Raw genomic sequence first — 12,508 nt, 5'->3', positions numbered from 1 at the left:
GTTAAAGAAACCTTCTAATTACTCTCCAGAGCCAAAGGGCTCCCGTAATTATAACACTCACTATTAGTCCGGAAGTGATCGGGAGCCACAATTCGAAATTACTTAGGTTTATGTGAATATCTCCAGGAAGTCTTCCAAAATTCAGACCGACTCTTCGCAGCAGAAATAGAACAAGCGCGACCGTTATACAGACAAGCCCAATTCTGATCAACAGTTTCTCAAGATACTCCAGAAGAATCACCTCTTTGCCTTCCAGATAGATTATAGACCCTTTTCCGGCTAGGCAAATTGAGCGTCTGTGAAGTCAATACCATCCCATAACACGAAAGATGTTGTAGTGCCTTCAAAAAGCCAGAAAGTGAAAATACGCCGCAGGCTATCACGGTAAACCTCACATGAGCGCTCTACGGTGGGAAGATGACCGTAAGCTCTAGAAAACCAAATGAGATCCAGAGTTATTGAAAGCCTAAGCGATTCGACTCTAGAGCGGCAACCTGTTTGCGCAGTTCATTCCGATTCGTTCAATCTGAGCATGAAGTCGGCCGCATCGGTTCTTTCTTGCCATCCCTGCTTTGAGTAGAATCCTCGGCGATAAGACTCTCTCGACCTTATGTTTATCAGCCTTATCCTGCAGCAGCCTCTCTTTTTGGATTCATTTACCGCGCCTCTCAGGAGCTCTCCTCCGATGCCCTTTCCCCGCCAGGGTGTTTTCACAAACAACTCTCCAACATAACCTTCGGCGCCACCCATGAACAGATAAGGCATAAAATGCACGCTGGCGTATCCTGTCAACTCCTCTTTCTCTTCTGCAACGAGAATGAGGTGATCGTCTTTCTCCACACTCCACTGAACCATCTTTTCAATGCTCTTCAAGTATGTTTCCTCTTCAAAACCCTTGTTCTTGAACCATCCGATATCGATGATGATATCCTTGAGACCAGCAACATCTCTTGGTTCAACTTCTCTTATCGTCAATTCGTTCACACTCCTTCATCATTGTTAGCTCAAGGCGATTATTGCATTGAACATTGATCAATAGCAATCACTTCATCCTCGGTCCCGAAAACAGCCTTCCTTAATGATAACCGGTCGCTGCCGAATAGAGACATCACTGACTCATCAGGCGAAAAAGCTCATTGGATAAAACCCCTGCTATGATTGTGCCTTTACATCGAAAGATGCGACTACATTCTTGCCAGCTTTTTTCTGAACCGAAGCTGGCCCGATCCCTTCAAGCAAATGATCCTCAGGTGGAAAAAGAGAACCGCTCATTTCAGTAATTCAAACTCAAAGAAATGAGATAGGAGAGTTGGGAAACGCTTAACCAGTGTCCTTTGAAGAGGTTTTCAAGACTTACGTTGCATTGACACCGCAACCTCACCGTGATAGAATGAACTCTGTAGGGTGGAGAGATGGCCGAGAGGCCGAAGGCGCGTGCCTGCTAAGCACGTGAGGGTTTATACCCTCCGAGGGTTCGAATCCCTCTCTCTCCGCCATTGTATTGTTTATGGGTGCCCGTAGCTCAGCTGGATAGAGCGCTAGACTGCGGATCTGGAGGCCGGGCGTTCAAATCGCCCCGGGCACGCCATTAATCTTTCTTTATAAAACCATTTCCTTTAATTTTTCCATCACATCTTTCGGTTTCGATATGCCATATATGCAGTTTGCTGGGTTTGCAACAAACTCTTTCTCAGTGCTGACGCTTCCCACAAAGGCTCCCCCACGAAGGTTCTGAGTTCCTGCATCGGTCGTAAAGCCTCCCATTACCCCTCTATCTCCCGAACCCATTCCAGACGAGGTTACAGGAATCACGTGACCAACTCCCATTATGAGTTCGAAGAAGTTTCTCTTTAGCATGACGTTTGTAATGTGTCTGGCGACAATCATATGAGAGTTTGCGCTGAACATTCCGTGGGTAATCTCCACTCCGGCATCGCTGAACTCGTACTTGAAAGATTTCCTGTAGATCTCCACGAACACGACACCGAGCAGCCCCGCTACCGTGAAAAGAAGTACCGGCCCGTTGTCGAACAACGGTTTGAGATCATTGTAGGTCTTCTCGGGGAAAACGTACCTTATCAACCAGCCGGCAGCATTCAAGAGCGCCGGCCAGAAGAACCAGCCGAATCTCCTTCGGGAGAAAGCCAGTAGAATTCCTGGAACTACTGTCAAGGCTATCCAGATTGCTATAAGAAAAAGGCGATTGTTTCCGTCTATGCCCGACAGGTCAAAGTTCAGATAGAATATGATTCCTAGAAAGAAATAGTAAGGATAGATGAAGTACCTGATCATAAAAGAGCGACGTGTTGGTTTAAGGTTCATTCGTATCGCCTCCGGCTTTTGAGATCATTTGAAGAAGTTCCGTCTCAAAGCTTACTTGATCTTCAAGTACAATCTTCTCTGCCTTTCCGTCTTTAAGAAAGAGCAGTTTAGCTTCAACGGGGGACAAGAGATCTCTGAGAATGTAGAGGTAGAACCGCATCTGGAATCGGTACTTTTCGATGAATCCGGGACTCCAGTTCGCGTATTTGAAATCTACAATCCTCCACTTTCCGTCCTTCAAGTATAGTTTATCAACAATTCCGATCAAAACATACTTCCCGAACCCATGTTGAAAGTGGAATTCGCTTAACACTCTTTCAGAATCTTCAATTTCCTTGATGATTTGATGTTGGACCAGTCCTGAGAGAACTCTCTTCACTTCAATCAGATCATCGTCGCTGAAGCTAACCCTGTCAACAGAGACCGGTCTTCCTCCGTCGATGATCGATTTCAGAGTTAGGGGAAGTCCTTGAACACTTTTCATCCCCAGCGGTTCCAGGATGCTGTGGGCCAGTAACCCGATATTTGCCTTTCGCTTCACGAGGTCCGGACTTCCGGCATCTAATGCAGTTTCGAACTCGGCCTCGTAGTCAGAAGTTATGAAGGTCGCCGAGAGGTATTTGACGTAAGAAGAATCGGCAACCGGCATTACCGAAGCGATTTCCGGCAAAGAGAATTCAGTTCTGGAGGATCTGTCCTCAAGGGAAGCAAATTCCCCTGGAGAGAACGGTTCGGCTATTTCCTTCAAGAAACTGTTTATCTCGCCGCTTTCCGGCTCTAGCAGAGATCCTGAAAGCAAGATTGACCATGGGCGTGAAGAGTCTCCTTTTCCGTTTAAACTAAGAATAAGCATTTCACGCGCCCTCGATAAGGCAACATAAAGTGTCCGCTTCTCTTCTTCCAGTTCCTTTTCCTCTTCCTGTCTCGCCAGTCGTCCAATTCGGCCCTCTTCATCTTTGTCAGGCTTACTCTTCGTAATGAGAAATCCCTTCTCATCAAAGAAGAGCCGCTTACTGGAGTTTCTTTTTTTCCAGTACATGTCGCCAATTACGACAATAGGAAACTCCAATCCCTTCGACTTGTGAACAGTAAGTATCTTGACGCTATCCGACTCTTCTGTCTCGAGAGTGGCTTCAGATTCATCACTTGAATCAACAAACGCCCTTATGTTTGAGGAAAGCTCGCGGAGGGAACTACCCATTCTATCAAGGTCCTGGGCCAGCTCAATCAGCTTCTTCACGTTGGCAATCATTCTCTCGCCGGACTTAAGTGTTGCCAGTTTCGCCAGATACTCTGTTTCATCAACAAATCTCTGGAGAATATCGCTCGGGGAGAGCACATGTTTGAGCTTCCCAAATTTATCGAGCAGCTCCTTCAACTGAACGAATATTCCATCGTTGCTTTCCTGCAGAACGAAATACAGCGGAGCACGACTCATGCCTTGTCTAACCCTCAGAGAGAGCATTTCATCAAGTGTAGCTCCAAAGGCCGGTGATAGCAAGAATGACGCGAGATTGTTATCATTCAAGGGATCGACGAGGAGATCAAGCCAGGATAGGGGACCGGTGACCTCCGGCCTTTCGTAGAAGTTTCTGCTGCCGACGGTATAGAAGGGAATATTCATTTCTTCGAGAGCTGCTTCGTAACTCGTAACTCTGGAAAATGTTCTCAGGAGTATAGCAATATCTCCAGGAGTTACTTGACGCTTTAGGCATCCTCCTGACTTGTTTCTGAAAACAATTTCCTCTTCGAGAAGCGCCCTTATAGTCTTTGCCACTCCCTTTGAGTCGTCTGAGGTCTCACTGCCAATTATTCTCACTCTTGAGGAGTTAGTGTCAATTTCGTAAGGGATCGATTCGACGTCTTCCCCATAAACTGAACGAAAGAATTGACCTTCAGTGTTCTCTTGCATCACTCTCTTGAAAAATCTGTTCTGGAATGAGACAAGGTCGGGATGTGAGCGTCTATTGATCCGGAGATTCTTGACAGCTGCTCCGCTTCTCTTGAAGGTATCCATTGTCTTGTTGAAGACCGAGACGTCTGCTCCCCTGAAACGGTATATGGATTGCTTTGCATCTCCTACGAAGAAGACATTGTTCTTGCCATCGGCCTTAAGTAGTCTGATTATCTCGTTTTGAAGCTCATCTGTATCCTGAAATTCGTCAACAAAGATGTATCTAAACCGATTGCTGTACTTCTGCTGCACATCAGGCATTTTCAGCAGAAGATCTCTCGTTCTGGTCAGGAGTTGATCGAAGTCCAGGAGGCCGGAACCCGTAGTTCTCATTTCGTAATCAGACAGAACTGCCCTGTAAGATTCCGCGAATGCCTTCGAACCGTCGATGATTATTTCGGCATCCGAGCCCAGATCTCTGCCTGAACACTCAACGGGAGAGGGGTTAAGATAGAATGAGTGCCTCTCCCTCGACAATGCATCTTTCATCAATCTAAACGCCCTATCGAGTCCCATCAGCCGAATGAGCGGCTCAATAGATTCCAGGTTCTCTTCGAAGTAAGTCCTGACAACCTTTTCCTCAAGTGAAGATCTCCTCATTCCGTTGATAATCTGAAATCCCGGATCTATGCCCGCGAAGAGGGCGCACTCCCTCAGTATCCTTTCGCAGAAAGAGTGAATGGTGGAGATCCAGGCGTATGAGAGCTTGCTTCTCAAGAACTTCCACTTCCCCGGTTCACCGTGAGAGATCCTGAGATCAAATTCGCTTATTACGCGGTCCTTCATTTCTCTTGCAGCCTTATTCGTGAAGGTAATTGCAACCACGTTGTGGACATCAAGCTGCTCGCCAAGCCTGAATGCTCTTTCAAATACTCCGACATACTCCTTAACCAGTGTATATGTCTTCCCCGTACCGGCAGAAGCGGTGACAAACATGTCGCTATTCACTATCTGATCCACCTTCCCTCCAGGTGATCGCTCTCTTGACAGCTGCGAATTTGCAGTTGTAGCACTGGTTTGAAGAACGGATGAACGAGGGTGGAAATCTCCCCGAATAGATTCCTTCGGTTATCTTCCGGAGCCATTCAAAAAGCTCAGACTCCCTAACGATTCTTTCTGTTTTTCTCTTGTTCGCAAACTCCCAGGACTTCTCTTCGTCTGAAGAAATCGTTCTAAAGGCAGATTTGTTAACTACTCTTCCTATCAGTGTCTTGAAAACCCCCCCTGCAACATAGTATCCTTTCTCTTTAAAGAGTTTGTCTGCAACGATAGAATACAGGAGAAGCTGCTTTTCGTCACCGCTGTCGCCTCTTTTGTAGTCTATGAGATACATTGCGCGGCTCGATTCATCGAGATCAAGTCGATCGATTTTGCCTCTCAAGAAGAAATCAGACTGCAGTTCTACCGGTTTCGTATCTCCAATTCCGAAGGCTTTCTCGAAAGCGAAAGGAACGAAATCCCCCTGCATGAAGTTCGGTTTCTTGGATTCTCTTTCAGTAATGTAGTCCCTGAGAATCTCTTTAAGCCTTTCGAATTCAAACCTAAAGACTACCTCGCTATCGTGCATCAGGTGTCTGGAGATATTCTCGGAAAGAGAGCTCTGCCAGTCCTTGGTCTTTCCGGAAAAGAAATCTCTAAGAACGGAATGGAAAATGTTTCCCTCATCGAGGGCTGTTAGCTCAAAAATCCTTTCCAAAGAGATATCGAGACCTACAACGTAGGAAAGAAAGAATGAAAATGGGCAATCGTCGTAGGACTTCAGACGCGAGAATGAGAAGACCTTGCCGACGATCCTGCCTAGGTCTCCTGCATTTTCGACAGACCAGCTCAACTCCCTTCCAAACTGGGTAAGGACTGAATCGAGCGGTTTCAGTGGCCCGAATTCCTTAAGATCGTTCCATGCTTCGCTTCTGAACAGTCTTGCTGCCGCAATCTTCAGCTCTGATTCACTCATCGATGATCCCAGTTCCGGAATATATCCGAATCTTCTGCCGGCCCTTCTCCCTTCCCGGAGGATTTCACACCCCGAACTCTCCAAAACGCTCTTCAGGTAAGGAGATGGAAGAATTGGTTCACCGTCAACCGTTGACTCGGGAAGAGTAAACCTTACAGACTCAAGTGCCGAACTTACTGATATGTGGAGATTCAGTCTCTGGTGCATCTCCTCATCCAGAAGAAGATCCCTGGGCTTGATCTCCCCAAATTGGGTGAAACTGTACAATGGATTCAAACTGACATGGGGATATGCACCGTCCACGAAGCCGGCAAACAGCTTGATCTTCTTCTTCGAAAAGCGCGAATTTATAAGCGATTGCACTTCGACTCTGTTTGCTTTGCTCCTCGAAAGAGGGAATTTGTCATGCCTGAGCACAACCATTAGATACCTGTAGTACTCTTGCGGAGAGATCAACTCCTTGCCCATGAACTTGAGGAGTTTCTCCAGATCTGTAAGAGTGTGATCGAAGAGCCTTCTAACTGCCGCGAATTCCTGCTCCTGCAAGTCATTCTGATACTCATCAAAAGTATCTGTCAGTGAGAGTTCCTTCTCCCAGCCAATCAACATTTCACGATAACTTCCCACCGACCTCTTTCTCAAGCTTCTGAAAGGTTCAAGAACGCTGAAAATCTTCTCAATTGCGGGCAGAAGATCGCCTTCAATACGTTCAACGATTCCGGCAAGCTCTTCCGCAGCGCTCAGTTCAAGCTCATCCTCGGCCAGTGAGATTATGGCCTCGCGCCTCGCTTCAATGTGATGAACAAGCCTTCCAAGGTGTTCTTGCCACGAGAGTCTTCTCTTTTGGAGCGACAGCCTGAGACCTGCCCTCTCGTATATTATTCTAGACATTGAAGATACGTACTCAAGAAATTTCGAATCTATTTCTCCTCCATAACCGGAGTCGCCCATTGCGATGATCTTCTCAGGCGGGAAACCCAGAACAGCAGTCTCTAGAGGAAGAATCAACCTTCTGATCGAGAGAGAGGAGTAAAGCTGCTCATCACCTTCAATTCTGCAGGGAACCCCATACTCGCGGAGCTTTCCCGAGAGCAGTTTTCTGTAAGCGAAGAAGTCCGAAGCGACAACTGAAATGTCGCCCGGTTCGTGCCCCGATATGAGCAAGGATTTCACAAACCTCGATATTCCCTCAATCTCCGCAAAGATATCGGGGTAAACGACTATATCGACCGATGCGCAGGCTTGCTTTCCGCTTGCGGATGAGAAAAGAGAGTCTTTGAAACTCTCGAATTCACTGGAAGGGGGAGTCTTCTCGAAAAAAATCCTTCTGATCTCAAGTTCGGGAAGATTCTCGGCTATTTCATCTACCGTTTCCACAATCGAATCGATATTCGAGAACAGGAACTCCTTTCCGGGCTCTTGGGGAACGGTGATGAAGACCTCGTCATAAGCTGGAATTACGGCCTTGAAGAAATGCTTAAGGGCGTGACTGAAGTCGTGGAACCCGTCGAGGAATAAGTACCTGCCGAACTCCCCGCATCTGAGATCCCTTTCGCAGTCATCGATTTGAGTGTAAGCATCGAAAGTGTCAAAAATTCCCTTCTTTGATAATCTGTTCTGAAGCTCGACATAGATTGACTCGAGAATCGCCGACACCTCATCGTCTTCAGAGAACATCTCTCCAAAACCACCGTTTTCCTTTACGTCGTGCACCATTTCAAGCAGATAATCGACGAATACCGGCGAATCGGCGAGTTCCTCTCTTCCGATTTGATCGAGAATATCCCCAATTTCCATTCTTATCAGATGGTTTCCCACATGGATCGATGCCGGATTAAGTGCGCTGAAAAGCTCGACGGCAAACTGATCCATCGCAAGAAATCTGGAAGCGGGAATCGTTCCAACTCTTGAAATAAAGCTTTCTCTGACATATCTGACATGATCTCCGGAAGGACCGACAAAAAAATAGGAAAACGGGTCTTCCCTGTGCGCTGCCTCTAGCTCTTGAAGCATTCTTTCCGTTTTTCCGGAGGCCGAAGGCCCGATGAAAAGCGTGATTCTCATATATATCCTCCCACTAGTAAGATTCTATCACCCGCGAAGGAGTACCGACAAAGAGAGACTGAATTCCTGGATTATTTTCGCAAAGAGATGCTCAGTTCAATCTTGAAGAAAATCAAATCGAGATTCCTTGAGGCAGATTAACTTCTTATTCGATCTGCCTGTTTATGCAGCTCTTGACTCCAGTAACGTGGAAAGGCTTAATGAGGAGTTTCGGGACCTTTGATGCAGGCAGCTCGTTTCAATAGTATTCGATTATCCTCTCAATTGCTGACAAGAGACTGAACTCATTGTTTTTCTCTTTATACAGCCGTTCTTCAATCCAGTTTCCTCTAGAATCGAAAGTGTATTCGATCCTGAGGTGGAGTTCTCCCGCAATGTATTCTCTGGAGGTAATCAAGCCGGTTGAATCATAACTGTATTCAGCGATCACCACTGTTTCTTCTCCGCAGAAGGCCTCAAGAAGAACAACCTCTCCCTCAGCATTTCTTGAAATGGTTGTCTTGAGGGAGCCCGAGTATTCTAGAGAGGCATAGAAGGGCTCCACAGGGAGTGATACCCAGACGGTCCCTTCCACCTCTTCTTCCATTTCACGCTTTTCGACAATTTCAAAGTACCCGTCCGATACTCTTCTTAGACTCTGAACGACTGATCCGCCTGAGAAAGTGTTGATTTTTCTATCGAAAATGAAATCCACATCGCTGATTATCGTTTCTTCGTTCAGAGGAAGCAGGTTGTTTATTGAAAAGATCTTCGAAAGACGAGAGTCGTCATATTCGTAAATTGTCCTCGAAGTAAGCTTGTTTTTTCCATCAAAAACCGATTCTTCCAGAACTCTACCGTCTTCGTCAAGAATGCGGTTGGTCTTTGAAAGAACCGCGCCGAGTTGATTTGTCCTCACTCTGTGTATCTCCCGACCTTCTCGTTCATAAGTGATCTCGACTCTCTCGACCAGTCTGTCTGGTCCCAGAAGCGGAGGCCAGTAGTCATAGGTCTTCTCTTCAATGACCCTGCCAGAAGAGTCATAGCTGAACTGTGTTTTGGAAGTGAAGTTTGCACTTGCGTTCCTGTAATATCGACTCTCCAGAACCAGGCCGGCGGTATCGTAGGTATATTCGACTCTGCTGTATTCCTTTCCATTCGTATGAAGTGCGGTAATAACCGGCCATCCTTGCTGAGAGAATACCTCGATTCGCTTCGTCTCTCTCTTCACTTGTGTCCATTCACCGTTCTTTTCGCCGTAAGAAACCTGAGTGACAATAACCCTCTCAATATCTCCCGCGACCCTCTCGGTCTCTGATGTGAAAACCATTGTGGTTACCAAAAGGAAGAATAAAATCATTGATATGAAGACCTTTCTCAAGACTAATCACCCCCAATGGACTTACTAGCGGTTAAGCTTTTTCGCTTTCAACATCTTTGACGTTTTTGGGAGGGTTAAGTTTAACGAAAGCGAAGAGACAGAGCATAGCTGCTCCGGCTATCGTAATTGCCGACCCCACTCCCAGTTTGTCGGCCATGAAGCCAATCAAGGGAGCGAATATCGCCATCAGCAGAGTCTTCAACTGTGATTCTACCGAGAGACCTGAAGCCATCGTTTTATGATCTATGTTATCGCTGATATAGCTAATGTTGATGGGGCGTCTGAAGTTCTCAAGGATGAACAAAAAGAAGAAGATGAGAACGGCCAAGACTTGCAGAGCGAAGATCTGAAAAATACCGCTAAATATGATTAGAACTGCACCGAAAATGTAGGTGTAATTTAGCGCTCTCGCTTCAGTTCCAAACTTGCCGCTTAGTTTTCCAGCGTTTTTGGATGCATAGCTAGTGGCAATGTAGATAACGAAGTAAACTACGCCTACGATTACGGACGTCCTCTGTTCTGCGCTGAAGGCTATCATTATTGGTAGTCCGAGAGCCAGGGCTTCAAGTATCGGCTGAAGATATTCCTTTACAACTTTAAAAAACGCATCGTAAAGAGAGGAATTCAGTACCCCTTTGAGAGCGTCTCCATTCCTAAAAATACCCAGGAAGGCTTTTATCGTTTCTCTTTTTTCTCCGGACCTCAACTCGCCGTCAAGTTCCTTGGGATAGAACATCAGGTTAATGAGGTTGGCGGCATAAGGCAGGACAGAAGCGAGGAATACTATCTTGTAGCTGCCCGAGTAGAATACCAGAAAGGCGGCTATTAAAGCATTGATCGCCGATCCCAACTGTGATGCCGCTCGAGTCGCTCCGTAGTAATGAACCTTCATGTCGGTCATCCCATTGATTCTCAAGTATTCCAGTATCATTGCTTTGTGGGTTCCGGTTCGGAAAGCTTCTCCAAATGCGAAGGCTATCATGGCTATCATATAGACATAAAAACTGGGAAAGAAGTAAAAGACAATGAACGACGAAAGATAGGACACCATCGACAGCACCATAGATAACCTTCTTCCGTACAAGTCGGCAATTATTCCGGTTGGCAGCTCAAGTAAATTCGTGGCTACCTCTCTCACGGAAATGAGAGTCCCTATCTGAAGAAAGGAAAGGCCCATCTCTCTGAAGAACAGTATCAAGAATGGATCAAAGAAACGAAGGTTCTTCAGAAAACCGTACGCAGCGAATCTGTAGAATTGACTGTCTCGTTTAATCTGCAACTACTACCCCTCCCGAAGAGTTTAGCTAGAGAAATTATACTCTGGAAAAACTCTCCGGGTAAGGAAGTTCTACTTAATAAGAAAGATTCTTAAGATTAGCGGGATGAGTATCATGGCGATCATGACCCACTCCCATTTCTTGGCAGTCTTGTAAGCCGAATATATTAAAACAGAAGCAAGATACACTGCAATTGCAATATATATGAATGTCACGACACTGGCATCTCCTTTCTCTTATCTACTAGAAGAAGCGCAGTCGCAACGATTACTAGACCAGCTATGAAAACTGGATAGAAGTACCAGCTGTTTGCGAATCTTCCTACCGCGTTTGAGTAGATTATAGTAATGGTAGCGAATATCATCGTAATGAAAAAGGCCGGCATCGAGCTCAGCCAGATCTTGAAATAGTTCTTCTCTCCGACTACATAAGCGGCGAATATGCCGGCAAGGGCGGTTGGCGGCACCATATCTCCAAGGCCGGCGAGCAGAGAGAGAGCCGAACAGACGACGATATCATTGTTGCCGAGAAAGGCAAGCAAGAAGGGAACTCCAAGCACTGAGGCAGAGCCATAAGAAGAAACAGCACCAAATGCCGGAATGCCAAGAGCGATTCCTGCCAACAGAGCTCCTTGCGGAAGGCCATTCAGGAAGCCCACAATGAGACCGCGTACGCCGTTCAGAGTCATGATCTGAATAAACATTCCCACACCTATTAGTATCGAAAGAATACCAAGAGAGTTCTGTATCGCCGATATCGAAATCTTAAGGAGATTGCCCTTTGCTCCCGTTATGGTCGCTACAATCGCGGAGAGCATGAAAATTAGAGGTAGACCGAGAGAGAATCCCCAACTAACGTTTTCCAGAACCATAAGTATTACCATAAGAATCAGCGGCAAGTAGACTGCAAAGCCCTTGATTGGTTCCCTCTCTCTAGTTTTCCTGAATTCCTCAAGATCGACCGGCTTTACCTGGCGGGCTCCGATAGTGAGCGAGGTGACAATTGCCAGGGGGAAGGTCATAAGGAGAAGAGGGGTGGTGAATCCGATATAAGGCATGTCGACGCCCTGACCGATGATCATTGCGGGCAAGTTTATCGGAGGTGCAATCATGCCATAGATTCCGCTCATTGCGATTATTGAACCAGCTCTTCGCTTGCTCAATCCGAGACTCTTCAGCACTGGGAAGGCAATCGCACCGGTAGTAAGAACTGTAGCCGTTGACGACCCGGTTATCATGCCGGCAATCATTATGAAAAAAGTGAGCAATACGAGAAGAAAGGTTGGTTTCTTGTGAAGGGCGATCGTCATGTTTCCTGCAATTGTATTTAGAAGGCCCGACACTTTGATTGACTCCATAAAAATCATAGCAGAGCCAATAACAAGTATGGTGTCTATGTAACCAAAACCACCTTCGACGAGATGCCTGAGAGGGAAAAACTCCCCGAAGGCGATCGAGCCCGCCAGCGCGGAGAACATCAATGAAACGGAAATAGGGATCTTAATAACTGCCAGACCCACAAACGTTATCAGCATTACTAAAAAATACCAGACTTCAGGCGTATAGATGACATTCACC

At 46.4% G+C, this 12,508-nt stretch carries 8 protein-coding genes and 2 tRNA genes; 2 read left to right on the top strand and 8 right to left on the bottom strand.

All coding sequences use genetic code 11. The annotated features are described in order from the left end of the window. Position 1: 1 nt before the first annotated feature. Positions 2 to 241: a DUF2905 domain-containing protein gene (locus B3157_RS08460; protein WP_214060224.1), complete on the bottom strand. Its 240-nt coding sequence runs from the start codon at positions 239 to 241 to the stop codon at positions 2 to 4. A 266-nt stretch (positions 242 to 507) separates the two neighbouring features. Beyond that, positions 508 to 975 carry a GNAT family N-acetyltransferase gene (locus B3157_RS08455; RefSeq protein WP_214060225.1) on the bottom strand — a complete coding sequence of 156 codons (468 nt, stop codon included), beginning with the start codon at positions 973 to 975 and terminating at the stop codon, positions 508 to 510. A gap of 431 nt (positions 976 to 1,406) precedes the next feature. Between B3157_RS08455 and B3157_RS08450 the strand changes: the two genes are divergently transcribed. Both B3157_RS08450 and B3157_RS08445 read left to right on the top strand, forming a co-directional pair. Continuing rightward, a tRNA-Ser gene (locus B3157_RS08450) sits at positions 1,407 to 1,496 on the top strand. A 15-nt stretch (positions 1,497 to 1,511) separates the two neighbouring features. Next, positions 1,512 to 1,588, top strand: a tRNA-Arg gene (locus B3157_RS08445). An 11-nt stretch (positions 1,589 to 1,599) separates the two neighbouring features. On the opposite strand, the gene B3157_RS08440 is transcribed toward B3157_RS08445, so the two are convergent. The 6 genes from B3157_RS08440 to B3157_RS08415 form a co-directional block, all read right to left on the bottom strand. After that, a complete protein-coding gene (locus tag B3157_RS08440) occupies positions 1,600 to 2,322 on the bottom strand; it encodes a PH domain-containing protein (RefSeq protein ID WP_214060552.1) in 723 nt (240 codons plus the stop codon). Next, positions 2,312 to 5,236 (bottom strand): UvrD-helicase domain-containing protein, encoded by a 2,925-nt coding sequence (locus tag B3157_RS08435; RefSeq protein WP_292590093.1) that lies wholly within the window; start codon positions 5,234 to 5,236, stop codon positions 2,312 to 2,314. The genes B3157_RS08440 and B3157_RS08435 overlap by 11 nt, the downstream gene beginning before the upstream one ends. Further along, positions 5,217 to 8,294, bottom strand: a complete 3,078-nt coding sequence (locus B3157_RS08430; RefSeq protein ID WP_292590092.1) for a PD-(D/E)XK nuclease family protein — start codon at positions 8,292 to 8,294, stop codon at positions 5,217 to 5,219. Before B3157_RS08430 ends, B3157_RS08435 begins: the two co-directional genes overlap by 20 nt. Before the next feature lie 238 nt (positions 8,295 to 8,532). Then, on the bottom strand, positions 8,533 to 9,654 hold the full coding sequence (locus tag B3157_RS08425) for a hypothetical protein (protein WP_292590091.1): 1,122 nt from the start codon (positions 9,652 to 9,654) through the stop codon (positions 8,533 to 8,535). A gap of 31 nt (positions 9,655 to 9,685) precedes the next feature. Beyond that, entirely contained in the window at positions 9,686 to 10,933 is a 1,248-nt protein-coding gene (locus B3157_RS08420) for an MFS transporter (protein ID WP_292590090.1), read from the bottom strand. Between the two features lie 209 nt (positions 10,934 to 11,142). Beyond that, the gene (locus B3157_RS08415) at positions 11,143 to 12,507 is read right to left on the bottom strand and encodes a TRAP transporter large permease subunit (RefSeq protein ID WP_292590089.1); all 1,365 of its coding nucleotides are present in this window, start codon (positions 12,505 to 12,507) and stop codon (positions 11,143 to 11,145) included. Position 12,508 lies beyond the last annotated feature (1 nt).

Source organism: Mesotoga sp. UBA5557 (genome assembly GCF_002425715.1).
Lineage (GTDB): Bacteria > Thermotogota > Thermotogae > Petrotogales > Kosmotogaceae > Mesotoga.
This window is presented reverse-complemented; position numbering and strand designations above follow the sequence as displayed.

Coding starts and splice junctions, on each gene's coding strand:
- B3157_RS08440 (WP_214060552.1), bottom strand. CDS start 2,322: ATGAACCTTAAACCAACACGTCGCTCTTTTATGATCAGGTACTTCATC.
- B3157_RS08430 (WP_292590092.1), bottom strand. CDS start 8,294: ATGAGAATCACGCTTTTCATCGGGCCTTCGGCCTCCGGAAAAACGGAA.